Here is a 24132-nt window from a genome sequence, read left to right on the forward strand (position 1 = left end):
ACGCTAAGTCCGCGAGTTGCCCTCCGCACAACGGCGGCGCTCATCATGCAGACCCGCCGGTGCGCTGCTTAGCTCGGAAGTGCCGAACCCCGACTCCTCAAGGGACCGCCGATGTCGCTGCTGACCAGCGCTTGCCCGTCGCAGGTGGACGACTTCCGCGTCCAGCTCGACGGGGCACTGCACGACTTCCTGCGCGCCCGGGAGGACCTCGCGCCCGAGCTGGCCGCGGAACTGACCGGGCTGATCATGGCCGGGGGCAAGAGAATTCGCCCGACGTTCGCGTGGTGGGGCTGGCGGGCGGCCGGTGGCTCGACGCACGCGGACGACGTGGTGCGCGCGCTCGTGGCACTGGAGCTGTTGCAGTGCTGCGCGCTCGTGCACGACGACGTGATGGACCGCTCGGCGACCCGGCGGGGCAAGCCGTCCGTGCACGAGACCTTCGCGGCCCGGCACCTGCGCGAGCGGTGTGCCGGCAGCGCGCGCCAGTACGGCGACTCCGCGGCGATCCTGGTCGGCGACCTCGCACTGGCGTGGGCGGACGACGCGCTGGTCACGGCCGGTCTGCCCGCCGACGCGCTGCGGCGCGCGTGGGAGCCGTGGCAGGCGATGCGGACCGAGATGATCCTGGGTCAGCACCTCGACCTGCTGGCGGTCGCCCGGCGGGAGGAGTCGCTGGAGCACGCCGTCCGGGTGGCCGCGCTGAAGACCGCCGCGTACACGGTGGAACGGCCGCTGCACCTCGGCGCGGCGTTGGCGGGCGCTCCTGACGACGTCGTGGCGTGCCTGCGCGCGTACGGGCACGACATCGGGGTCGCGTTCCAGCTGCGGGACGACCTGATCGGGGTGTTCGGCGACCCGTCGGTCACCGGCAAACCGGTGGGGGAGGACCTGCGGGAGGGCAAGCGGACGCCGTTGATGTCGATCGCACTCTCGCGCGCGCAAGGAAAACCGGCGGCGCAGCGGTTGCTCCGGCGTTGCCTGGAGAGCGGGGACAAGAGCACGCGGATGATCAACGACGTGTGCGCGTTGCTCGTCGAACTCGGGGCCGTGGACGTGGTGGAGCAGCACATCGCACGGCTGGCGGACTCGGGGCTCGCGGCGCTGGACCGCGCGGCCGTCGACGCCGAGGCACGTCACGCGCTGGTCCGCCTCGCCGGTCGTGCCGTGGCGCGGACCACCTGATGGTGAACGTGGTGAAGGGCCGCACGGACCACGTGGTGGTCGTCGGCGCCGGCCTCTCCGGGCTCTCGGCCGCGCTGCACCTGCGCGGCGCGGGGCACGAGGTGACGGTCCTCGAACGGCATCCGCACCCCGGCGGGCTCGCGGGCAGGCTCGACGTGGACGGGCACCGGATCGACACCGGTCCGACCGTGCTCACCATGCCGGAACTGCTGGACGACGCGTTCGCGGCGGTGGGGTCGAAGCTCGCGGACCACCTGGACCTGCTGCCGCTGCACCCCGCCTACCGCGCGGCGTTCGCCGACGGCACGGCGCTGGACGTGCACACCGACGCGGACCGGATGGAGCAGGCGGTCCGCGACTTCGCCGGGGACCGCGAGGCGCAGGGGTACCGCGACCTGCGGGCGTGGCTCACGAAGCTGTACGAGGTGGAGCGCGACAGGTTCATCGGCGCGAGCTTCGACTCGCCGCTCGACCTGGCCGGTCCCGACCTGCTGCGGCTCACCCGGCTCGGCGGGTTCGGGTCGCTGGACAAGGCGGTCGGCCGTTTCCTGCACGACGAACGGCTGCGGCGCGTCTTCACCTTCCAGGCCCTGTACGCCGGGGTGGCGCCGAAGGACGCGTTGGCCGCGTACGCCGTGATCGCCTACATGGACACCATCGCGGGCGTGTGGTTCCCGCGCGGCGGGATGCGGGCGGTGCCCCAGGCGCTGGCCGACGCCGCGGCCGGCGCCGGGGTGCGGTTCGAGTACGGCGTGGAGGTCACCGAGCTGGAACGGACCGGCGCGCGGGTGAGCGCGGTGCTGGCGGGCGACCGCCACCCCTGCGACGCGGTGGTGCTGGCGACCGGACCAGCGCAGAGCAGCCGGTTGCTCCGAGGCAGGCCGCGCCGGATCCGCCCGCTGAGGTGGTCGCCGTCCGCGGTCGTTGTGCACCTCAGCGCCCGCGCGGTGGCGGACGACCTCGCGCACCACACGATCTCGTTCGGCGACAGCTGGAACGGCACGTTCGACGAGATCGTCAGGCGGGGCAGGCTGATGAGCGACCCGTCGTTGCTGCTCACCACCCCGACGCTGACCGATCCCGCGCTCGCCCCTGACGGCAGGCACCTGCAGTACCTGCTGGCGCCGTGCCCGAACCTCGACGCGGCACCGCTGCGCTGGGACGCCCTGGCGTCCCGGTACGCCGAGGAGCTGGTCGGCGAGATGGTGGCGCGCAAGCTCCTCGTGGACGCCGAACCGCTCGCGGTCGTGACGCCGGACGACTGGGCGAGGGACGGCCAGGCAGCCGGTACACCGTTCTCCGCCGCCCACACGTTCGCGCAGACCGGTCCGTTCCGGCCGAGCAACCTGCCGTTCCGCGACGGCAACGTGGTGCTGGCGGGCAGCGGGACCACGCCGGGGGTCGGGATTCCGCCCGTGCTGATCTCGGGAAGGCTTGCCGCCGAACGGCTCCGCCGGTGAGAGCGCTTTCTCACTAGGGTGGGCGCACGACGAGGCCTGAGGGGGCGTTGTGCGGTCGGTGAAACGGGCGTTGGCGGTGTCTGTCGCGGTGCTGATGTTCTCCGGAGGAGTGGCGCACGCTGAGGCGCCGTCGCTTGCGTGGACGCCCTGTCCGGACAACCCGGACGGCGAGTGCGCGGCGTTGAGCGTGCCGCTGGACTGGGCGAAGCCTCGCGGCCCGAAGATCGACCTCGCGATCGCGCGGCACAGGGCCACGGACCCGGCTCGGCGGATCGGCGTGCTCGTCGTCGACCCCGGCGGGCCCGGTGGGTCGGCGGCGGAGTTCGCGTTGTCGGGCCTGTTCAGCGCCGAGGTGCGGGCGCGGTTCGACATCGTGGGCGTCGACCAGCGCGGCACCGGTGGCAGTCTGCCCATCCGCTGCAACGACCTCGTCCTCGGCGGGCCGTCGATCCACCCCGCGGACGAGGCCGGGTTCACCGCGTTGCTGCGGCACAACCAGGACGTGCTGAGGAAGTGCCGCGACCGCAGCGGCCCGATCTTCGACCACGCCGACGGCGCGACGGTCGCCCAGGACCTGGACGCGGCGCGCAGGGCGCTGGGCGAGCGGAAGATCAGCTACTTCGGGCTGTCGTACGGCACGACGTTCGGGCAGGCCTACGCCGAACGCTTCGGGCGCAACCTGCGGGCGATGGTGCTGGACAGCGTGGTCGACCACAGCGTGGATCTGCCGCGGTTCGTGGGGGATCGGGCGGCGGCGTCGGACGACGCGTTCCGCGAGTTCGAGAAGTGGTGCGCGGGCAGCACCGAGTGTTCGTTGCACGGCCAGGACGTGCGGGCGGCGTGGGAGGCGGCACTGGTCCGCGCCGACGCCCAGCCCGGTGGGCGGCAGAGCCTGCTGGACAGCATGTACTTCGCGTTGCGCGGGCCGGACTGGCCCTACGCCGCCGACCTCGTCACCGGCACGCCGGCGTTCCGGAGCCTCGCCTTCGAACCCAACTACGAGTCGGTGCGGCTCGTCAGCGTGTGCCAGGACTTCTCGTTGCGGCTGAAGAACTTCCGCGAGTACGAGCGGATGCGGACCGACGAGCTGCGCCGGGCGCCGATCATGCGGGGCAGCTTCCTCGGCCACGACGAGGCCACCGCGTGCGTCGGCGTCACCGGAAAGCCCGCCAACCCGCCGCACCGGCTCGACATCCGGGACGCGCCGCGGATCATGGTGATCAACGCGAGGTACGACCCGACCACCCCGCACGCGTGGGCGGTCAGCATCAGGAAGCAGGCGCCGCGCAACACGGCGTTGCTCACCTACGAGGGCTGGGGCCACATCGCCTACCCGCGCAGCGCCTGCACCAGGTCCAACGTCGACGACTACCTGCTGGACCTCACGACCCCGGCCGTCAGCTGCCCTGCCGTGCCTTCGCGATGAACGCCCGGTACCAGTGGTAGCTGGCCCGCGGAGTGCGCCGCAGCGTCTCGTAGTCGACGTGCACCAGGCCGAACCGGTGCTTGTAGCCGTGCGCCCACTCGAAGTTGTCGAGCAGTGACCAGCAGAAGTAGCCGCGCAGGTCGACGCCCGCCGCCTGCGCGGCCGCGATGTGGTCGCCCAGGTAGGCGATGCGGTCGGTGTCCTCGAAGTCGGCGTTGTCGGGGTAGACGCAGCCGTTCTCGGTGACGTAGACCGGCGGCAGGGCGGGGTGCCGCCTCGCCAGGTCACCCAGCGCGAACGTCATGCCCTCGGGTTCGACGGGCCAGCCCATGCCGGTGCGCCGGACGTCCGGCAGCCGGGTCGTGTCGACGCCGATGTCGTGGGCCGTGCGCTTGGCCGGGTCGGGCTCGCGGTGCGGGGCGTCGGCGACGTGCAGCCGGTAGTAGTAGTTGAGGCCGACGTAGTCCAGCGGCTGACCGATCACCTCCAGGTCGCCGTCGTGCCGGAACGAGAAGTCGCTGATGTCGCCGAACATCGACGGCATCTCCTCCGGGTACGCCCCGCCGAACAGCGGATCGGTGAACTGCCGCCGCAGCAGGACGTCCTGCCGGGTCGCGGCGGCCACGTCGGCGGGGGAGTCGGTGACCGGCACGACGGGGGACTGGTTCAGCACGATCCCGAACTCGCCGGGCTCACCGTTCGCGCGCATCGCCCGCACCGCCAGGCCGTGGCCGAGCAGCAGGTGGTGAGCGGCCGCCAGCGAGCCGTGGCCCTCCCTCGCGCCGGGCGCGTGCCGGCCCTCGCCGTACCCGACGACCGCCGAGCAGTACGGCTCGTTCAACGTGGTCCACTTGCGGACGACGTCACCGAGCTCGTCGTGCACGATGATGGCGTAGTCGGCGAACCAGTCCGCGGTGTCCCGGTTGCGCCAGCCGCCCTCGTCCTCCAGCGCCTGCGGCAGGTCCCAGTGGTACAGCGTGAGGAACGGCTCGATCCCGTTGTCCAGCAACGTGTCCACGAGCCGCCGGTAGAAGTCGAGGCCGCGCTGCTCGACGTGACCCCTGCCCTCGGGCTGGATCCGCGACCACGACACCGAGAACCGGTACGCGTCCACGCCCAGGTCGACGAGCAACCGCACGTCCTCGGCCCAGCGGTGGTAGTGGTCGGCCGCCACGTCCCCGGTGTCGCCGTTCGCCACGGCACCCGGCACGAGCGCGAAGGTGTCCCAGATGGACGGACCGCGGCCGTCCTCCCGTGCCGCCCCTTCGATCTGGAAAGCCGAGGTCGCCACGCCCCAGCGGAAAGCCGGATTGCTCACAACAGTCTCCAAGTGAGGTCAGCCCTTGACGGCGCCCGACATGATGCCGCCGACGATCTGGCGGCCGAACAACAGGAACACGGCCAGCACGGGCACCGTGCCGATCGTCGCGGCGGTCAGCACCAGCGTGTAGTCGGTGGTGTAGCCGCTGGCCAAAGTGGACAGAGCGGTCTGCACGGTCGGGTTCTCCGGCGTGAGGACCACGAGCGGCCAGAAGAAGTCGTTCCAGGCCTGCATGAACGTGAACAGCCCGAGCACCGCGGCCGCCGGGCGTGCCGCGGGCAGCGCGACGTGCCAGAACAGCCGCAACGAGTGGCAGCCGTCCATCCTGCCCGCCTCGAGCAGCTCGTCCGGGATCGCCCGCTCGAAGTACTGCCGCATGAAGAACACGCCGAACGCGGTCACGAGCCCCGGCACGATCACCGCGTGGATCTCGCCGGCCCAGCCGAACTCGGCCATCATCATGTAGAGCGGGATGATGCCGAGCTCGGTTGGGATCGCCTGCGTGCCGATGATCAGCAGCAGCAACACGTTGCGGCCGCGGAACTTCAGCTTGGCGAACGCGAACCCGGCGAGCGTCGAGAACAGCACGACCGAGATCGTCACCGTGCCCGACACCACGATCGAGTTGAGCAGTGCCAGCCCGAAGTCGGTGGTGTCGAACACGCGGGCGATGTTCGCGAAGAGGTGCCCGCCCGGCACGAGCACGGGCGGCACGCTGTCGATCGCGTCCGGTGTCTGCGAGGACACCACGAACGACCAGTACACGGGGAAGGCCGACCCGGCGAGCACGGCGATCAGGGCGGCGTACGTCCACGGCCCCGCCACGCGCCTGGCGAGCCTGCGCGCCCTCGTGGCGGGGCCGGTGGGCCGCGCCGGCGCCGGGCGTTGCAGCACTGCGGTCATCGGGTCACTCCGTCCGGATCCGTTTGGTCACCAGGTAGCCGATCCCGGCGACGATCACCGTGGCGACGGCCAGCACGACCGCGATGGACGAGCTGTAGCCGAAGTCGTACTTCGTGAAGCCCTGCTCGTAGAGGTAGAGCGCCGCGGTCTGGAACTGCCGGTCGGAGCCGCCCGTCGCGGCCGCCGCGCCGGGGTTGAACAGCAACGGCTCGGCGAGCAGGCGCATGTTGCCGGTGGTCGCGATGATCGTCGTGAAGATGATCTGCGGCCGCAGCAGCGGAACCGTGATGCGCCAGAACTGCTGCCGGCCGCTCGCGCCGTCCAGGGTGGCCGCCTCGTACAGCGACGGCGAGATCGCCTGCATCGACGCCAGGAAGATCAACGCGTGGTAGCCCGTCCAGCGCCACACCACCATCACCGCGATGGCGATGTGCGACGACGCGGTGCCCGCCTGCCAGTCGATCTGCCCGGCGCCGAACAGGCCCAACGCCCAGTTGACCAGGCCGAAGTCGCGGCCGAACAGCTGCGCGAAGATGATCGTCACCGCCGCCACCGAGGTGATGTTCGGCAGGATCACGCCCATCCGGAACAGCGTGCGGGTGCGGACCTTCCGGTTCAGCAGCTGCGCGATGAACAACGCGAACAGGATCTGCGGGACCGTGGTGAGCAGCCACAGGCTGAGCGTGTTGCCCATGGCGTTCCAGAAGTACGGGTCCGCCATCAGCTTCGCGTAGTTGTCGAACCAGACCAGCTTCGCCGCGGCCTCGTCGAGCAGGTTGCGCTCCTGCAACGAGACCCAGATCGTGTAGAGCAGGGGGAACAGCCCGAAGACACCGAAGATCAGGAAGTACGGCGCCACGTACCCGTACGGCGCGAACTTCGTGTCCCACCGGTGCCTTCTGGCCGTCTTGTCCATCAAGACCATGTCAGCGCGTCACTTCTGGACGTCGCCGACGAACTGGCGCCACGAGTCCTCGCCGTTCTGCTTGCCCTGCTCGACGCGCTGCATGGCGTTGCCGATCGCGGTCTGGATGTCGCCCGCCTTCGGTCCCTGGTACTGCGGGTTCAGCTTCTTCGCCGCGTCGGTGAACAGCTTGCCGATCGGGGCGTCGTTGAAGTACGGGTTCTTGTAGTCCACGATGGACGGGTCCTCGTAGAGCTTCGGGATCGACGGCAGCAGCCCGGCGCTCTTGAACACCTTGGCCTGCTGCTCCGGCGCGGTCAGCCACGCCGCGAGCTCCACGGCCTTGTCGACGTTCTTGCCGGACTTCGGCACCGTGAGGTACGAGCCGCCCCAGTTGCCGCCACCGCCGGGCACCGACGTGACGTCCCACTTGCCCGCGGCCTCCGGACCGGCCTGGTCCTTGATCTTCGCCATCTGCCACGCGGGGCACGTCACGGTCGCGAACTGGCCCTGCTTGAACCCGGTGTTCCAGACGGGCGTGGAGTACAGCAGCTTCGAGGACAGCCCGGCGTTGACGCCGTCGACCACGAGGTCCCAGCCCGCCTTGATCTCCTTGTTGTCACCGACGACGATCTTGTCGGACTTGTCGTAGTAGCCGACGCCCGCCTGGCCGACGATCGCGTTGAGGACGGTCGGGCCTCCGTCGAACCACTTCACGCCCTCGGGCGCCTTCTCCTGGAACTTCTTGCCCGCGTTCATGAAGTCCTGCCAGGTCGGCCAGAGCGCGGCGACCTGGTCGCGGTCGGCGGGCAGGCCGGCGTTCTGCAACAGGTCGCGGCGGTAGCAGATGGCGAGGCCGCCGACGTCCGTGCCGTAGCCGATCTGCTTGCCGTCCTTGCTGAGCGAGCCCTCCCACTTCCACGGCAGCCAGCGGTCCTTGAGCTGGTCACCGCCCTTGGTGTTGAGGTCCACGAACTTGTCCGGGGTGGCCTTGAACTGGTTGATGTACCCGGTGTCGACGGCCTCGATGTCGGCGGCGCCGCTGCTGGTGGCGAGGTGCGCGGCGAGGTTCTTGTGGTGGTCGGAGTAGGAGGCCGTCCGGTCGCTGATCTCCACGTCGGGGTGCGCCGCCGCGTACTCCTTGAGCAGCTCGGCGTACCCGAAGTTGCCGAACAACCCGATGGTCAGCTTCGTCTTGCCGCCGGACGCGGTGTCGCTTCCGCAACCGGCGAGCACCACGGCCGTCGCCAGCGCGACACAGCCGAGTGCGAGTGCTTTGGGGCGCATTTTCCAGGCCTCCGTTGGTTTCTGGGCGCGCTGAAGAGAGGAGAGGTGGTTCTCCGGGGAAGATGTGTGGCGCCTATGACAGCGGTGTTTCCGGGCGTCCGTCAAGTAACGAGATGATAAACAGATCAACTCGCGCAGGCGTTTGACTAGGAGAACTGCTGCTCGTACGGTCTATGTAACCGCTTACGATTGCAGTGGGAGGCCGGATGGCGACCGGGCGAGAGATCGCCCAGCTCTGCGGCGTGTCCGTGGCGACGGTGTCGCGCGTCTTCAACCAGCCGGAAACGGTGAACGAGGAGACGCGTGCACGGGTGCTGCGGGTCGCGGACGAGCTGGACTACCGGCCCAACGAGTCGGCACGGGCGTTGTCGACGAGGCAGTCCACGATGATCGGGCTGGTGTGGGACACCGACCACCGCAGACCGGACTGGCGGCACCCGTACCTCCAGGACCTGTTGATAGGCCTCAAATCCGCGCTGTCCGCGCACGGCTACCACCTGCTGATGCTCGCCACGAGCGGCGACGCGCGCGAGGTCGGCGCGTCGCTGGCAGACCCGGTCGGGTACGTGAACATGACCCGCCGCCACCACCTCGGCGGCCTGGTGCTGATCGACAGCGGGTCGGACGCGGACGCGTTCGAGGCGTTCGCGCAGTCCGGAGTTCCCTGCGTGGCACTGGACGTGGCCGTGGACGGACCGCGCGCCACCTACGTCACGTCGGACAACGTCGGCGGCGCGCAGGAGGCCGTCCGGCACCTCGCGGGACTCGGCCACACCCGGATCGCGACGATCACCGGGCCGCGCGGCAACCAGCCGTCGGAAGCCCGCGTCTCCGGCTACCGCACGGGGTTGCTCGACGCGGGCATCGCCGCGCGGGACGACTACGTGGTGGCCGGCGACTTCTACCGGGCGAGCGGAACCGCCGCCATGCACCGGCTGCTGGCCTTGGAGGAACCGCCCACGGCGGTGTTCGCGGCCAGCGACGAGATGGCGGTGGGCGCGTTGCTCGCCGCCAGGGCCGCGGGCCTGCGCGTGCCGGACGACCTGGCGCTGGTCGGGTTCGACGACATCGAGATCGCCGCCGTGGTCGATCCCGCGCTGACGACGGTGGCGCAGGACAAGCCGGGGTTCGGCGTGGCGGCCGCGAAGGCGATCATGGCGATGATCACCGAGGGGGAGCGGGCGGACCCGGTGGTGCTGCCGACCAGGCTGGTGGTCCGGGACTCGTGCGGCGGCTAGTCGTACGGCCCGGGAAGGCGGGAACGCGGGTGGTGGCGGGCGCGGTGACCTGCCGCGAACTGGTGGGCAGTGCGGTCGGCCTTCGGTCTCGTCGCTGGTGCGGGCGCGGTGAGCTGCGTCGAATCCGTGGCAGTGCGGCCGGCTGTCTGCTCGCGCCGCCGCCGGTGTGCACGCCGCGACCGCCTCGAATCTGCGGGCAGTGCGGCTCGCCTTCGAGCTCGCCGCCGTGCGGACGCGGTGACCTGCGCCGAATCGGTGGGCAGTGCGGTCGGCCTTCGGTCTCGCCGCTGGTGCGGGCGCGGTGACCTGTCCTGAATTCGTGGGCAGTGCGGCCGGCCTTCTGCCCGCGTCGCCGCCGGTGTGCACGCCGCGACCTGCAGCGAACCCGTGGCGGTGCGGCGGCCTTCGCGCGGCCCGAAGGCCAGCTCAGTCCTGTGTGGAGGCCGCCGCGATGAGTGCGATCAGCTGCCGCCGGAAGTGCTCGTAGTCGTCCACGGCGCCGAGCAGCGTGTCGGACTCGCGTTCCTCCCGCCGGGCCGCGGCCAGCGCCTTGCGGCCGGCCGGGGTGATCTTCACCGACGTTCGCCTGCGGTCGGTGGTGTCCTGGCTGCGCGCGACGTGGCCCGCGCGGTCGAGGTGCTCGATCGTGCGGCTCATGGTCTGGTCGGTGACCCGGCACAGCACCGCGAGCTCGCGCTGCGAGCGCGGGCCGTCGGCGAGGTGGTGCAGCGTGATCATCCCGGCGTGGGTGAGGCCGCGGCTCGCCAGGAAGTCCTCGAAGCGCTTCTCCACGACGCGGGCCGCGACCGACAGGAGCCTGCCCGTGGGCCAGGAGGCGACGTCCGCGCCCACCTGGTCCGGGCGGTCCTGCACCGCCAGTTCGTCTCCCTCGGCCACGGACCCATCATCGCAGAGCCGCCCGGTCAGCCCACGCCGGTCCCGATCGGCATGCCGGTCACGGGCGTGTCGCCGGACAGGGCCGCCGCGATCGCCGAGGCCGCCGGGGGATAGGCGAGCTCGCCCAGGCCGCCGAGCGGGGCGTCCGACGGCACGATCACGACGTCGATGTCCGGGCTCTGGGTGATCCGCGCCCACGTGAAGTCGCCGAACGACGACTGCACGACGTGCCCGTCGCGGACGGTGATCTGGGCACCGAGCACTGTGGACAGTGCGTCGGACACGCAGCCCTCGACCTGCGCGCGGACGCCGGACGGGTGCAGCGCCACGCCCACGTCGACCGCCGCGTGCACCCGCAGGACCCTGCGGTTCGCCGGCTCGGCGACGGCGATCACCGCGATCGCGGACCCGTACTCCTCCAGGCACGCGACACCCCTGTGCGTGCCCGGCGCGGGAGGCCTGGACCAGCGGGCCCGGTCGGCGGCGACGGCGAGGACCTTCTGCAGCCGTGACCCGGCGGGCAGCAGGGTGCGGCGCAGCGCGACCTGGTCGAAGCCTCCGCGCCGGCCGATCTCGCTGAGGAAGTTCTCCTCGGCGTAGGCGAACTGTCCGGAGTAGACGGAACGCCAGAAGCCGGTGCGCAGCGGCGCCGGGCGGACGGCGACGGTGACCTCGCCGGGCACGGCGTACGGGAAGTGGTCGCCGCTCGCCTTGATCAGCGCGGGGTTGTTGAAGATCGGCAGGACGGTCAACGGCCAGGTGACGACCTCGTGCGCACGCCGGATGGGCATGCCATCCGGGCCGAGCTCCGCGGTCAGCCGGTGCACGGACATCGGCCGGTACGAGTCGTTGCGCATGTCGTCCGCCCTGGTCCAGAGCACCTGGACCGGCACACCTGCCCGGCGGGAGCAGGCCACAGCCTCCTGGACCTGGTCGGTCTCGATGCGCCGCCCGAACGCGCCGCCGGACGCGGTCACCTCGACCCGGACGCTCGCCGCCGGCAGCCCCAGCTGGGTGGCCACCAGGGTCTGGATCCGGCCGGGGTCCTGGGTCGGCACCCAGATGGTGGCGCCATCTGAACGGACGTGCGCGGTCGCGTTCATCGGTTCCATCGGCGCGTGCGCGAGCAACGGCATCTCGAACGTCCGCTGGAGCCCGGTGATCGGGCTCTGCGCGGGCAGGGCGGCGTGCAGGTCGGCCAGCCACGCCCGGCTGTCGGCCGTGGGGGTGCCGCCGCGCCAGGTGATCCGCAACGAGTCCCGTGCCTTCAAAGCCTGCCAGGTCGACCGAGCCAAGACCGCAACGCCACCCTGCCCGTCGGCCGGAGCGACGAGCGTGACGACGTCCACCACGCCGGGGAGGGCGCGGGCGGCGGTGTCGTCGATCGTGTCCGGGACGGCACCGATCCACGGCGGGCGCGCGACCACGGCCACCAGGCCGCCGGGCGGGCGGGAGTCGATGCCGTACTTCACCCGGCCCGTCGAGATGGTGTGGGCATCCACGCGGCCGCCGCGGGTCTTGCCCAGCAGGCGCCACTGGTCCTGCGGCGTGAGCGTCACCGGCACGGTGGCCGGGTCGAGCGCGGCCGCCCCGCGCACCAGCGCCCGGTACGGCAGCCTGCCCCGGCGCGGGTGGCACACGGCGCCGTTCTTCGCGGTGCACTCGCTGACCGGCACGGTCCAGCGCCGCGCGGCGGCGGCCACCAGCAGGCAGCGCGCGGTCGCGGCGGCCGTGCGGATCGGCGTGCCGAGCTGCCGCACCGACGTCGAGTTCGACACCGCCTGCGAGCCGTACTTCGCCGGGTCTCCGAGCGCCTGCTCCAGCGCGACGTCGGCTGCCTCGACCGCCAGCTCCTCCGCGACCATCAGCGCGACGACGGTCCGGATGCCCTGGCCGCTGTCCGGCCGCGGCACCGTCGCGGTGATCCGGCCCGCGTCGTCCAGCCGCACGAAGACGTTCGGCACGAACCCCTCGGCGGCGAACGCGGGCACCGGCACCGCCACCGTCAGCGCGCCGACTCCGGCGCCGCGCAGCAACGTCCTCCTGCTGATCACCGCTCCTCCCGCATCATCCTGGCGGCCCTGCGCACGGCGGCGCGGATGCGGGGATAGGTGCCGCAGCGGCACACGTTGTCGCGCAACGCCTCCTCGATCGCCGTGTCGTCGGGGTCGGGATCGCGGGCCAGCAACGCGGCCGCGGCCATCATCTGCCCCGGCTGGCAGTACCCGCACTGGGCCACGTCCAGCTCGCGCCACGCCCGTTGCACGGGGTGGTCGCCGTCCCGCGAGAGGCCCTCGATCGTGGTGATCCGCGACCGCGCGCTGTCCGCGGCCGTCCGCACGCAGGGCCTGGCCGCCTGACCGTCCACATGGGACGTGCACGCCCCGCACAGGCCGACCCCGCACCCGTACTTGGCCCCCGTGAGCCCCAGCTCGTCGCGCAGCACCCAGAGCAGGGGAGTGTCCGCCTCGACGTCGACCTCGTGCCGTTCACCGTTGACGCGCAACAGATATCGGGCCACCGCACTGCCTCCAGATTTGCTCAGTGCGCTGAACGTAGCATGCATAATGCTCAGCATGCTGAACGATGTGCGGCGCGGCCGCGGGCTCCTGGTGTGGGCGGTGGTGGGCAGCGCGGTGCTCACCGGTCTGGTGTGGCTGCTCGGGCAACGGCTGCACGGCGTCGCGCTGCTGCCCGACCAGGGAGCCTCCTGGTACTACTGGAAGCTGCCCGATCCGACCTTCTGGACCAGGGCGTCCGCCTGGATGGGCTACGCGGCCCACCAGCTGGTGTCCTGGGGCCTGATCTACTACGCCCAGACGAGAGTCCGGCAGTACACCACCGGGCTGCACCGGATGAACGTCGTCGCGCTGGCGGCGAACGTTGCGTTCATCGGGCTGCACGCCCTGCAGACCCAGGTCTTCTACGACGGCCTCGCGCAGGACGTGTCGATCTTCAGCTCGCAGGGCTCCGTGGTGCTGCTGCTCGTCGTCGTGCTGCTGATGGAGAACAAGCGCCGCGGCCTGGTCCTGACCTGGTCGGCGCCGATCTCCGCGCAGGTCGTGGCGTTCGCCCGGCGCTACCACGGCTACCTGTTCAGCTGGGCCGCGATCTACACGTTCTGGTACCACCCGATGGAGTCCACGAGCGGCCACCTCATCGGGTTCTTCTACATGTTCCTGCTGCTGGTGCAGAGCAGTCTGATGTTCACGACATCCCACACGAACCGCTGGTGGACGATGACCCTCGAACTCCTCGTCGCCGTCCACGGCACGCTGGTCGCGGTGATGAACTCCGGACCGGACGGCATGTGGCCGATGTTCTTCTTCGGCTTCGTGGCGATCTTCGTGCTCACCCAGATGCACGGCGTCGGGCTGAGCGCGGTCACCCGGTGGTGGATCGGCGGCGCGTTCGTCGTCGCCGCGCTGGCCGTGTACTCGTGGCGCGGGCTCGACCGGCTGGACGAGGTCGTGCGCATCCCGTTGATCGAGTACCTGCTGGTGGGCGTGCTCGCCGTGCTGATCTGGGCGGGGGTCAGGCTGGCCGCGCTCGTGCGGTCATGACCGGGTGGCCGACTCCAGCAGCGTCGCGGCGACCTCGCGGAGCTTGGTGTTCGCCCGCTGCGACTGCTCGACCAGCATCGAGAACGCCTCGTCGGCGGTGCAGCTGTGCACCGCCATCAGCACGCCCTTCGCCTGTTCGATCACGGCCCGCGACGCCAGGGCGCGTTCGAGGTGGCTCACCTGGTTCTGGGAGTGGCGCCAGCGCTGGGCGCTCGTGATCGTGGCCGACGCGGCGGTGGTGAACAGGCGCATCAGACCCTCGTCGAACGGGTCGAACGCCGTCGCGGTGTAGCTGTAGAGGTTGAGCGTGCCGATGTGCCGTTCCTCGGCGTTGTCCGAGGCGGGGATGATGACGGGCACCGACAGGTACGCGCGGACGCCGGCCTTCTCGGCGGCGGTCTCGAACTCGGGCCACGACTCGCGGTGCTCACCGATCACGGCCCGGATCGGCTTGAGCGCGTGGGCCGACTCCAGGCAGGGCCCGCGGCCGGAGTCGTACTGCTGCTGGTCCAGCTCGACCAGGTCCCGGTCGGTGGCGGCGGCGGTGTGCGGCCGGGTGTCGGTGACGACGGACACGGTCACGGCGTCGGCGTCCGGCAGGGCCCTGGCGGCGGTCTCGGCCACCCGCTGCAACGCGTCGTCGAGGGACTCCTCGCCGGTGAAGGCGTCGTGCAGCTCCGCCAGCGCCTCGGTGGCCTCGTCCAGGCGGTCCAACGGGTCCGGGCGCTCGTCGCCCTGCTGTCTCACCGGACCAGTCTGCACGTAGTCGGCCATTCCGCGGCGCCCCTATCTCTCTCCCTGGAGTCCACGGCGCCGGCTGCTTGACGCTCGTGCAGCGCATCGTACGGGGAGAGACGGAGGAACCGCGCCGGCGGCGGGGAGCTGCGATGTCTCAACATCCCGTCGCCGGCGCGGCCGGACCGGCCAGAAGGCGGGTCCTCCGGTGCGAACACGCGCGTGTTCGGCGTTCTGTCAGTACCCCGGCGGCGGGCTGTTCACACTGACGTTCCGCGAACGGGGGACAGTCCAGTTCGGACACCATCGGCGACGGCCCGCGTCCCGGTCGTCCCGGAAACTTGTCCGGTTTGACATGGCCGATACCTCCGTTCGGCCGTAGCCCGCCCTCCAGGGCCTGTGCGTGGATGTAGGGGAGCGCTCTTACAACGTTGTAAAACGAAGGGGATCTTCACTGATGAAGAAAGCCGGCCCCGTCCTCGTCGCGCTGTTGCTGGCGCTGGGCATAGCGCCCGGAGTGCCGTCCGCGGGTGCTGCTGAGCCCGTGCACGGCCTGAAGGGCGAGTACTTCAGCATGTCGGCACCGGGAGCGCGCGACTTCGCGACCCTCGGTGGGACCGTCCTCGACTCCGACATCAACCACGGTGACCTGACCGGTGTGTTCGGGTTCCTCAACGGCCGCACCGAGCACACGACCGCCCGCTGGACCGGGCAGATCGCCGTGCCGCAGACCGGCGACTACACCTTCTACGCCATCGGCGACAACGGGTTCCGGTTGCTGGTCGACGGGCAGCCGGTGATCGACCACTGGGTCGGCGACTGGGACCGTGAGCAGACCAGCGCGCCGGTCACGCTGACCGCGGGGCGTCAGTACGACTTCAAGCTGGAGATGTTCCAGGACGTCGGCGGCGCCAACATGTTCCTGCGCTGGTCGAGCCCGGCCACGCCCAAGCAGATCGTCCCGACGTCCGCGTTCACGCCGCCGTCGGACTTCAAGGTCGTGCCGCGCACGGCGGAGGTCTCGAAGGACGGCCGCACCCTCACCGCCGACTTCGGCGGCCGGGTCACCGGCGCGTCCGACCTCAAGGACCACCTGCGCGTCGAGGTCGACGCCACCCCGTTCCCGATCTCGGTCATCACGACGAGCCGGACCAGGGCGACCATCCGGCTGTCCGAGCGGGTGCTGAAGGGCCAGCGGGTCCGGATGTACTACGACGGCGCGGGCGCGCTCGCGGTCGACGGGCAGAAGGTCGAGAAGACCGCCCGCACGACCGGCAACGTCTCCACCGAGCGGCTCAGGACGCCGTGGGGCGAGAAGGTCGACCCGCGCAACCCGCTGCCGGAGTACCCGCGGCCGCAGCTCGAGCGCGACAAGTGGCTCAACCTCAACGGCCCGTGGGAGTTCGCCGCGGCCAAGGCCGGCGAGCAGCCGCAGTTCGGCAAGAAGCTGCGCGAAAAGGTCGTCGTCCCGTACCCGATCGAGTCCCAGCTCTCCGGGCTCGAACGGCACGAGGACCACATGTTCTACCGCCGCACGGTGACCGTCCCGCACGACTGGAAGATCGGCTCCGGCCAGCGGCTCAAGCTCAACTTCGGCGCCGTCGACTACGAGGCCAAGGTCTGGGTGAACGGCAAGCTGGTCGCCGAGCACACCGGCGGTTACACGGCGTTCAGCGCGGACATCACCGACGTGGTCAAGCGCGGTGAGCAGGAGATCGTGGTCGGCGTCACCGACACCACCGGCCCGAACCAGCCCAAGGGCAAGCAGTCGCCCAACCCCAGCGGCATCTTCTACACGCCGTCGTCGGGCATCTGGCAGACGGTGTGGATGGAACCGGTGGCGGACAAGGGCATCGACGAGATCAAGACGACCCCTGACCTCGCCGCGAGCACGCTCAAGGTCAACGTGAAGTCGGCCGGCTCCGCCACCGTCACCGCGACGGCCCGCGACGCCAAGGGCAAGCAGGTCGGCACGGTCACCGGCCCGGCGAACTCGGACCTCACGCTGCCGGTGCCGAACGCGCACCTGTGGACGCCGGACGACCCGTACCTCTACAAGCTCGACATCACGCTCGGCAAGGACAAGGTCAAGAGCTACTTCGGCATGCGCTCCACCGGCATCGCGAACGTCGGCGGCACGCCCAAGCTCACCCTCAACGGCCAGCCGATCTTCAACCTGATGCAGCTCGACCAGGGCTTCTACCCGGACGGCCTGAACACCGCGCCGAGCGACGAAGCGTTGATCTTCGACCTGCAGGCGCAGAAGGACCTCGGCTTCAACTCGGTCCGCAAGCACATCAAGGCCGAACCCGCCCGCTGGTACTACCACGCGGACCGGCTCGGACTGCTGGTGTGGCAGGACTTCGTGGCCCTCGAGGACGGCAACAACCCGCTCTCGCAGGAGCGGTTCGTCAAGGAGGGCAAGGAGCTGATGCACCAGCTCCAGAACTACCCGTCCATCTACGCCTGGATCGTGTTCAACGAGGGCTGGGGCGAGTGGGACAAGACCGTCACCGGGCAGATCACCGACGAGGTCAAGGCGCTCGACCCGAGCCGGATCGTCAGCGCGCACAGCGGCGTGAACTGCTGCGCCTCCAAGGGTGACAGCGGCAAGGGCGACGTCATCGACCACCACGACTACAACAACACCGACCCGGCGCGCCCGGACGGCAAGCGCGTCGTGATGGACGGCGAGCACGGCGGGTTCACCCTGCGCACGCCGGGTCACCAGTGGCCGGTGCCGCCGATCGCGATCTACAGCGGCGTGGCGGACAAGGCGGCGCTGACGGCGAAGTACGTCGACAACACCCGCACGTTCTACCTCGGCCAGGCCCGCGAGGAGCTGTCGGCGTCGGTCTACACCCAGGTCACCGACCTGGAAGGCGAGCTCAACGGCCTGTGGACCTACGACCGCAAGCGCCTCAAGGTCGATCCGGGGCCGGTCCGCGAGATCAACCGGCGCGTGATCGAGGCCGGGGCGAACGCGGGCAAGCCGTACCCGTACGCGGGCAGCGGCGAGTGGAAGCTGAACGAGACCAAGGGCACCACGGCCAAGGACTCGTCCGGCAAGAACCCGCTGAGCCTCACCCCGACCGGCGCCACCTGGAAGGACGGTGCGCTGGAGCTCCGCAACGGCTCCGCGGACACGTTCGGCCCGGTGGTCGACACCACCAAGGACTACACGGTGTCGGCGACGGTGCGGCTCGACGAGCTGCCCGGCAACTACGCGAGCGCGGTGAGCCAGGACGGCCGGCAGGCGGAGAACCCGTTCTACCTGCAGTACGGGCAGGGCGCGTTCGCGTTCAGCACCCCCGGCGGCAACCGCGCCCGGTACGAGGTCGTGCCGGAGCTCGGGCGCTGGTACCAGCTCAAGGGTGAGCGCAAGGGCAACGAGATCAAGCTCTACGTCGACGGCGCGCTGGTCGCCACGGCGGCCGCCGGACCGGCCACGCTGAGCACCGGGGCGTTCACCGTCGGACGCGCCAAGTACAACGGCCAGAACGTCGACTTCTGGAGGGGAGCGATCAAGGACGTGCGCGTCACCTCCTGATCTCGGGAGAACGCTCTCCGGCGTGGTACAACCGTGGCATGAGCAAGGTTGCGCCCACGCTGGAGGACGTCGCGCGCGTCGCGGGAGTGTCGCGCGCGACGGTCTCCCGTGTCGTGAACGGCACGCGGAACGTCGATCCCGACATCCAGGAGACGGTGCGCCACGCGATCGAGCAGACCGGGTACACGCCGAACCGCGTGGCCCGGTCTCTCGTCACCCGCCGCACCGGCACGGTCGCGCTGGTGATCTCCGGCGCGGGCGGGGGATCGGACGTGTTCACCGACCCGTTCTTCGGCCGCGTCACGGCCGGGGTCGTCGACTTCCTGCGCGGCCACAGCGTGCACCCGGTGCTGATGCTCGCGGACACCGACAAGGCGCGCACCGAGGTCGTCGAGTTCCTCCGCCAGGGCAGCGCCGACGGGGCGTTGCTCGTCACCACGCACGCCGCCGAACCGCTGCCCGGCCGCCTGGTCGAGGCCGGCGTTCCCGCGGTGCTCTACGCGCGGCCCGGCAGCCCGATGCCGATCAGCTACGTCGACATGGACCACCGCGCGGGCGGCAGGCTCGCCGCCGACCACCTGGTGACGTCCGGCCGCTACAACATCGCCACGATCTCCGGGCCGATGGACGTGCTGGCGAGCCAGGACCGGCACGCCGGGTTCCGCGACGCCATGGCCCGGCACGGTTTCCCGTACGTCCCGACGGTCGAGGGCGGGTTCACCGCCGAGAGCGGGGCGGCCGCGATGCACCAGCTGCTCAAGGAGAGCCCGGACCTCGACGCGGTGTTCGCCGCGAACGACCTGATGGCGCAGGCGGCCGTGGACGTGCTGCTGGAGCACGGGCTGCGCGTCCCGGAGGACGTCGCCGTGGTCGGGTTCGACGACAGCGCGCCCGCGCTGAACTGCCGGCCGCAGCTCACGACGATCCGGCAACCGGTCGAGCGGATGGCGGCGCAGATGGCCGAACTGCTGCTCGGAGATCTGGAAAAACCGGGACAAAGGCCGAAATCCGTCATCTTCGAACCGGAACTCGTCGTGAGGGCCTCTGCCTGATTGACCTGCCTGACACCCGGCGTTAACGTCCCTTGGGAGAGCGCTCTCACGCCCCTGTCCAAGGCTTTCCGCCCTTCCCCCGTCAGGCAGGATCATGGGCTCAACCCTGTCCAGGGCCGCCGCGTTCGCCGCCGCCGCCCTGTGTTTGGTGACCACAGTCAGCGTGACATCGCAGGCGGGTGCCGCCGCCTGTGGCACCTCCAACGTCGCTCTCAACAAGACCGCCACCGCGTCCTCGACGGAGAACGGCGGCACCCTCGCGCCGGCCGCCGTCGACGGCAACGCCGGAACGCGCTGGTCGTCGCAGTTCTCCGACCCGCAGTGGCTGCAGGTGGACCTCGGCTCCACGCAACAGGTCTGCCGCGTCTCCCTGGCCTGGGAAGGCGCGTACGGCAAGGCGTTCCAGGTCCAGGTGTCGGACACCGCGGCCGCGAACTCGTGGCGTGACGTGTACTCGACGACGACCGGCACCGGTGGCACGCAGTCGGTCGACGTGAACGGGTCCGGCCGCTACCTGCGCGTGCTCGGCACCCAGCGCGGTACCGGCTACGGCTACTCGTTGTGGGAGCTGGGCGTCTTCGCCACCGTGCCGGACACTCCGGGGGTGACGCCGACCGATCCGCGCAACCCCGACTTCGGCCCGAACGTGTACGTCTACGGGCCCGGTTCGTCGCAGTCGGAGATGCAGTCGCGGCTCGACGCGATCTCCGCGCAGATGAAGACGAACCAGTTCGGCCCGCAGCGGCACGCGGTGCTGTTCAAGCCGGGCAGCTACAACGCCGACGTGAACCTGCGGTTCTACACGCAGATCGTCGGGCTCGGCCTCATGCCGGACGACGTGAACATCAACGGCCACATCAGGGTCGAGGCCGACTGGCTCCAGCAAGGCAACGACCCGAACAACCTGGGCAACGCGACGCAGAACTTCTGGCGCGGCACCGAGAACCTCTCGGTCACGCTGCCGCCCAACCAGATCGAGCGCTGGGCGGTCTCGCAGGCCACCGCGTACCGGCGGATGCACCTGCGCGGCCAGGCGCACCTGTGGAACGGCTACGACGGCTGGGCCAGCGGCGGTCTGATCGTGGACAGCAAGATCGACGGCGTGACGGTCTCCGGTTCGCAGCAGCAGTTCCTGACCCGCAACAGCAACCTGGCCGGCGGCTGGTCGGGCTCGGTCTGGAACATGGTGTTCGCGGGCACGCAGGGTGCGCCGCCGAACAACTTCCCGAACCCCTCGCACACCACCGTCGACACCTCACCGGTGACGCGTGAGAAGCCCTATCTGTACTTCACCAGCGGTGGGGAGTACCGCGTCTTCCTGCCCGCGCTGAGGCAGAACTCGCGTGGCACGAGCTGGGAGAACGGCAACCCGGGCACGTCGGTCTCGCTGGCGGACTTCTTCATCGTCAAGCCCGGCACCCCGGCCGCGACGATCAACCTCGCGTTGCAGCAGGGCAAGCACCTCCTGCTCACGCCGGGCATCCACCAGCTCGACGACACGATCCGCATCACCCGCCCCAACACCGTCGTGCTCGGCCTCGGCCTCGCCACGCTGACGCCGACCACCGGCAGGGCCGCGCTGACGACCTCCGATGTGGACGGTGTCAGGCTCGCGGGCTTCCTCGTCGACGCGGGTGTGCAGAACTCCCCGGTGCTGCTGGAGATCGGTGACTCCAGCGCGACCTCGCACGCGGCCAACCCGACCTCGCTGCACGACGTGTACCTGCGCGTCGGCGGGTCGCAGGCCGGCAAGGCCACCGTCAGCATGCGGGTGAACAGCCGCAACACGATCATCGACCACACCTGGGTGTGGCGCGCCGACCACGGCGAGGGCGTCAGCTGGACGGCGAACCCCGGCCAGAACGGCGTGATCGTCAACGGCGACGACGTGATCGCGTACGGCCTGTTCGTCGAGCACTACCAGCAGCACAACCTGATCTGGAACGGCAACGGCGGCCGCGTCTACCTCTACCAGAACGAGCTGCCGTACGACCCGCCGAACCAGGCCGCCTGGATGAACGGCTCGAAGCGCGGCTGGGCCGGGTACAAGGTCGCGGACAACGTGACGACGCACCAGGCGTTCGGTGTCGGCGTGTACTGCTTCAACCAGGCGAACCCGAGCGTGGTCACCGACAACGCCTTCGAGGCGCCGAACCGTTCGGGAGTCCGGTTCACGCACCTCGTGGCGGTGTCGCTCGGTGGCGTGGGCACGATCGCCAACGTCATCAACGGCACGGGCGGTCAGGCGGATCTGGCGAACCAGGTCCGGTACGTCGTGAACTACCCCTGACCGAGCCTGCCGAGCTGATCCCTGCGTGACGACTCGACGGACGCCGCGAACTCCTTGGTCGCGGCGTCCGTCCCGTTCTCCAGCTCGCTGCGGGCGAGCTTCGCCGTCTGCTCCAGGTGTTCGCGCAGCTTCTTCGGCAGAGCCGAGGGATCCGTGCGGATGACCAGCAGGTCGGCCTCCGAGACCAGGCCCGGCATCTGGTGGCCGGCGTGCACGTTGGTGTCCGGCAGCCCGGCCCGGTCCCGCAACTGTCGCAAGTGGACCAGTTCCTGGGCGTGCGACGCCTTGAGGTCGGCCGCGAACTGGGCCAGGGACGCGGGTGCGACGTCGAGCGCGGGCAGCAGCTGTTCGTTCATCGGGATCATCAGCTGGACCCACGCCGTGTCGGTGGCGTTGAACGGCGAGACCTCGGCGGGTGACGGCGGGGGAGCGGGCGCGGCGGCACACCCCGCGAGCAGCAACAACGCGGAAACACCCCAGGGCACGCGCCGCCCTGGGGTGCATGAGGCGAGGAACCTCACCGCGGCAACCGGTAGTCCGGTCCGAGGGCCGCTCCTCGATTCGGCTTGTACAGGTCGAACCCGCGCGGGTCGCACTGCAGCCCGCCGTTGATGCAGTGCCGGACCAGCGCCGCCTGGGTCGGCGCGTCCCAGGCGTTCATGAAGTCGTAGTGCCAGGTGTAGCCGCGTCCACTGGCCAGTCTCACCCGTGACATGTCCCCGGAGACCGGGAACGCCATCTTGAACTCGATCATCGGCACCGCCACCGGGTGCGACGGCGGGCAGACCAGCGTCGCGCGGTCCGGATAGGCCATGTGCGACTGGTGGTTCGCCGAGTCGAGATCACGGCCGTTCCAGCAGCTCGGCGCCTGGTAGCGGACGTTGAGCTGGGTGCCGGGCGGGCAGTACGCCGGGATGTCCCAGTTGTGGAAGCTGTCGCCGCACTCCCAGCCCTCGACCGCGCCGGGCGCGGTGCGGAACTGCTCCTGCGTCGCCGTGGGGCTGCCGACCACGAACCGGATGCCCGGCGGGAACGGCACCACGTCCTGGTACCGCAGGATGCCGGACTTGTAGTAGATGACCTGCGGGAAGTTCGGCGGCACGATCTGGTCGCCGTTGTAGACCGACGGGAACCAGTACGCGGACTTGTCGTCCGGCGTCCGGCAGTTGGTCTGAGCTCCCTTCAACGAGTCGTTGGTGCTGCGGGCGTTGGTGGAGGGGTTGCCGAGGAACGTGTGCATGTGCGAGGCGCCCGGCAGTCCCGGGAAGACGATCGGGTCGTCCGGGAGATGGGTCGTGACCGAGCAGTTCGCCTGGAACTCGTGGTGCGTGACCAGGTCGTCGGCCTTCGCCGACTGGGTCACCACCACCGCTGCCACCAGGGCAGCCGTCATCGTCAACGCGCTGAGTTTTCGGGACACCACTGTCCTCCTGCCGACGTGGGGAAACCGGCTTGGAGAGCGCTCTCCCAAACAGCGTCCCGCCCGGCCGCGTGAGGTGTCAAGACCGGTCTTTTGACACGGCGGACGTCTGGTCGTAACGTTTCTCGGCAGGGTTGTGAGAGCGCTCTCCTCACTTTCCCCGCTGGTGACAGGAGCCGCGATGGCTCGTGTCCGCTCCCTCTGCACGCCTCCCGGCGCGGAACCGCATCGGTCACCCGCTGCACGAGCTCGGCACCTACCGCCGCCGACCATCCCTTCACCCCAGGAGAGCCGTACATGCGTGGATTCGTCAGGTTCGTCACGGCGGGCGCGGCGTCGGTCGCCCTGCTCCTCGGCGCCGCGCCCGCGGTGCTGGCCGGCGGACCGGTCCAGGTGGACGTGGGAGGCGTGGGTGACGCGACCTTCCTGCCCGACAACGGGATCGGCGGGCTCACCGATGTGAAGCCGGCCGGCAAGCGGGCGCACACCTCCTTCAGTCGCACCGTGACCAACCCGATCCCCAACGAGATCTGGTACACGGCAAGGCATCTGGAGTCGGCCTACGAGCTGACCGGCCTCACCGCCGGAGGCGCGTACGAGCTCAGGCTCTACTTCCTCGACTGGTACTTCACCCGGCCCGGCCAGCGGGTCTTCGACGTCGACGTGAACGGCGCCCGCGTGCTGAGCGACTTCGACATCATCGGCACGGCGGTCGCGGCCGGTGCCGACGCCCCGCTCACGGCGTTCGGCGTGGAGAAGGACCTCGCCGTGACGGCGGACGAGAACGGCGCGGTGCGGGTCGACCTCGTGCGCGGCAAGGTCGACCAGCCGCAGGTGAACGCGATTGTGCTCGTGCCTCGAACCTGATCGAAGAGAGCAGACAAACGGCGCATCAAACACTCCA

General features: G+C 70.4%; 19 protein-coding genes. 9 read left to right on the forward strand and 10 right to left on the reverse strand.

Annotated features, from left to right (window positions below):
- Positions 1-111 precede the first annotated feature (111 nt).
- From ACQEU1_RS01590 to ACQEU1_RS01600, 3 genes are read left to right on the forward strand one after another with little or no spacing between them, the layout of a single operon-like run.
- The gene (locus ACQEU1_RS01590) at positions 112-1182 is read left to right on the forward strand and encodes a polyprenyl synthetase family protein (RefSeq protein WP_433195383.1); all 1071 of its coding nucleotides are present in this window, start codon (positions 112-114) and stop codon (positions 1180-1182) included.
- On the forward strand, positions 1182-2642 hold the full coding sequence (crtI, locus tag ACQEU1_RS01595) for a phytoene desaturase family protein (RefSeq protein ID WP_433195385.1): 1461 nt from the start codon (positions 1182-1184) through the stop codon (positions 2640-2642). Before ACQEU1_RS01590 ends, crtI begins: the two co-directional genes overlap by 1 nt.
- 49 nt (positions 2643-2691) lie before the next feature.
- Positions 2692-4068: an alpha/beta hydrolase gene (locus ACQEU1_RS01600; RefSeq protein WP_433195387.1), complete on the forward strand. Its 1377-nt coding sequence runs from the start codon at positions 2692-2694 to the stop codon at positions 4066-4068.
- On the opposite strand, the gene ACQEU1_RS01605 is transcribed toward ACQEU1_RS01600, so the two are convergent.
- From ACQEU1_RS01605 to ACQEU1_RS01620, 4 genes are read right to left on the reverse strand one after another with little or no spacing between them, the layout of a single operon-like run.
- Entirely contained in the window at positions 4040-5386 is a 1347-nt protein-coding gene (locus ACQEU1_RS01605) for a GH1 family beta-glucosidase (RefSeq protein WP_433195389.1), read from the reverse strand. The two genes, ACQEU1_RS01600 and ACQEU1_RS01605, sit on opposite strands and share 29 nt — an antisense overlap.
- A gap of 18 nt (positions 5387-5404) precedes the next feature.
- On the reverse strand, positions 5405-6292 hold the full coding sequence (locus ACQEU1_RS01610; protein WP_433195391.1) for a carbohydrate ABC transporter permease: 888 nt from the start codon (positions 6290-6292) through the stop codon (positions 5405-5407).
- 4 nt (positions 6293-6296) lie between these two features.
- On the reverse strand, positions 6297-7208 hold the full coding sequence (locus tag ACQEU1_RS01615) for a carbohydrate ABC transporter permease (RefSeq protein WP_433195393.1): 912 nt from the start codon (positions 7206-7208) through the stop codon (positions 6297-6299).
- Positions 7209-7226: 18 nt separating this feature from the next.
- Positions 7227-8483: an ABC transporter substrate-binding protein gene (locus ACQEU1_RS01620; RefSeq protein WP_433195395.1), complete on the reverse strand. Its 1257-nt coding sequence runs from the start codon at positions 8481-8483 to the stop codon at positions 7227-7229.
- Positions 8484-8689: 206 nt separating this feature from the next.
- Here ACQEU1_RS01620 and ACQEU1_RS01625 point away from each other — a divergent pair, with 206 nt between their 5' ends.
- Entirely contained in the window at positions 8690-9721 is a 1032-nt protein-coding gene (locus ACQEU1_RS01625; RefSeq protein ID WP_433195397.1) for a LacI family DNA-binding transcriptional regulator, read from the forward strand.
- Positions 9722-10147: 426 nt separating this feature from the next.
- Here the strand turns inward: ACQEU1_RS01625 and ACQEU1_RS01630 are convergent, their stop codons facing one another.
- Genes ACQEU1_RS01630 through ACQEU1_RS01640 form a run of 3 tightly spaced genes read right to left on the reverse strand, consistent with a single transcriptional unit; the run spans position 10148 to position 13139 of the window.
- Positions 10148-10618, reverse strand: a complete 471-nt coding sequence (locus ACQEU1_RS01630) for a MarR family winged helix-turn-helix transcriptional regulator (protein ID WP_433195399.1) — start codon at positions 10616-10618, stop codon at positions 10148-10150.
- Positions 10619-10644: 26 nt separating this feature from the next.
- The gene (locus tag ACQEU1_RS01635; protein ID WP_433195401.1) at positions 10645-12672 is read right to left on the reverse strand and encodes a molybdopterin cofactor-binding domain-containing protein; all 2028 of its coding nucleotides are present in this window, start codon (positions 12670-12672) and stop codon (positions 10645-10647) included.
- A complete protein-coding gene (locus ACQEU1_RS01640; protein ID WP_433195403.1) occupies positions 12669-13139 on the reverse strand; it encodes a (2Fe-2S)-binding protein in 471 nt (156 codons plus the stop codon). Before ACQEU1_RS01640 ends, ACQEU1_RS01635 begins: the two co-directional genes overlap by 4 nt.
- Positions 13140-13194: 55 nt before the next feature.
- Here ACQEU1_RS01640 and ACQEU1_RS01645 point away from each other — a divergent pair, with 55 nt between their 5' ends.
- Complete coding sequence (locus ACQEU1_RS01645) at positions 13195-14181, forward strand: hypothetical protein (protein WP_433195405.1); 987 nt, start codon at positions 13195-13197, stop codon at positions 14179-14181.
- Here the strand turns inward: ACQEU1_RS01645 and ACQEU1_RS01650 are convergent.
- A complete protein-coding gene (locus ACQEU1_RS01650) occupies positions 14176-14928 on the reverse strand; it encodes an ANTAR domain-containing response regulator (protein ID WP_433195407.1) in 753 nt (250 codons plus the stop codon). The genes ACQEU1_RS01645 and ACQEU1_RS01650 overlap by 6 nt on opposite strands.
- A gap of 445 nt (positions 14929-15373) precedes the next feature.
- On the opposite strand from ACQEU1_RS01650, the gene ACQEU1_RS01655 reads away from it, so the two are divergent.
- From ACQEU1_RS01655 to ACQEU1_RS01665, 3 genes are all read left to right on the forward strand, one after another.
- Positions 15374-18466 (forward strand): PA14 domain-containing protein, encoded by a 3093-nt coding sequence (locus ACQEU1_RS01655; RefSeq protein ID WP_433195409.1) that lies wholly within the window; start codon positions 15374-15376, stop codon positions 18464-18466.
- 38 nt (positions 18467-18504) lie between these two features.
- On the forward strand, positions 18505-19518 hold the full coding sequence (locus ACQEU1_RS01660; RefSeq protein ID WP_433195411.1) for a LacI family DNA-binding transcriptional regulator: 1014 nt from the start codon (positions 18505-18507) through the stop codon (positions 19516-19518).
- A 148-nt stretch (positions 19519-19666) separates the two neighbouring features.
- Complete coding sequence (locus ACQEU1_RS01665) at positions 19667-21808, forward strand: galactose-binding domain-containing protein (protein ID WP_433195413.1); 2142 nt, start codon at positions 19667-19669, stop codon at positions 21806-21808.
- Here ACQEU1_RS01665 and ACQEU1_RS01670 read toward each other — a convergent pair.
- On the reverse strand, positions 21799-22293 hold the full coding sequence (locus ACQEU1_RS01670; RefSeq protein WP_433195415.1) for a DUF305 domain-containing protein: 495 nt from the start codon (positions 22291-22293) through the stop codon (positions 21799-21801). The two genes, ACQEU1_RS01665 and ACQEU1_RS01670, sit on opposite strands and share 10 nt — an antisense overlap.
- A gap of 32 nt (positions 22294-22325) precedes the next feature.
- The gene (locus ACQEU1_RS01675) at positions 22326-23228 is read right to left on the reverse strand and encodes a DUF1996 domain-containing protein (protein ID WP_433195417.1); all 903 of its coding nucleotides are present in this window, start codon (positions 23226-23228) and stop codon (positions 22326-22328) included.
- Positions 23229-23525: 297 nt separating this feature from the next.
- Between ACQEU1_RS01675 and ACQEU1_RS01680 the strand changes: the two genes are divergently transcribed.
- Complete coding sequence (locus ACQEU1_RS01680; RefSeq protein WP_433195419.1) at positions 23526-24095, forward strand: malectin domain-containing carbohydrate-binding protein; 570 nt, start codon at positions 23526-23528, stop codon at positions 24093-24095.
- Positions 24096-24132 lie beyond the last annotated feature (37 nt).

This window comes from Lentzea sp. CA-135723 (genome assembly GCF_050936595.1).
GTDB lineage: Bacteria > Actinomycetota > Actinomycetes > Mycobacteriales > Pseudonocardiaceae > Lentzea.

Coding starts and splice junctions, on each gene's coding strand:
- crtI (WP_433195385.1), top strand. CDS start 1,182: ATGGTGAACGTGGTGAAGGGCCGCACGGACCACGTGGTGGTCGTCGGC.
- ACQEU1_RS01610 (WP_433195391.1), bottom strand. CDS start 6,292: ATGACCGCAGTGCTGCAACGCCCGGCGCCGGCGCGGCCCACCGGCCCC.
- ACQEU1_RS01680 (WP_433195419.1), top strand. CDS start 23,526: ATGCGTGGATTCGTCAGGTTCGTCACGGCGGGCGCGGCGTCGGTCGCC.
- ACQEU1_RS01625 (WP_433195397.1), top strand. CDS start 8,690: ATGGCGACCGGGCGAGAGATCGCCCAGCTCTGCGGCGTGTCCGTGGCG.
- ACQEU1_RS01615 (WP_433195393.1), bottom strand. CDS start 7,208: ATGGACAAGACGGCCAGAAGGCACCGGTGGGACACGAAGTTCGCGCCG.
- ACQEU1_RS01590 (WP_433195383.1), top strand. CDS start 112: ATGTCGCTGCTGACCAGCGCTTGCCCGTCGCAGGTGGACGACTTCCGC.
- ACQEU1_RS01660 (WP_433195411.1), top strand. CDS start 18,505: ATGAGCAAGGTTGCGCCCACGCTGGAGGACGTCGCGCGCGTCGCGGGA.
- ACQEU1_RS01620 (WP_433195395.1), bottom strand. CDS start 8,483: ATGCGCCCCAAAGCACTCGCACTCGGCTGTGTCGCGCTGGCGACGGCC.
- ACQEU1_RS01655 (WP_433195409.1), top strand. CDS start 15,374: ATGAAGAAAGCCGGCCCCGTCCTCGTCGCGCTGTTGCTGGCGCTGGGC.
- ACQEU1_RS01645 (WP_433195405.1), top strand. CDS start 13,195: ATGCTGAACGATGTGCGGCGCGGCCGCGGGCTCCTGGTGTGGGCGGTG.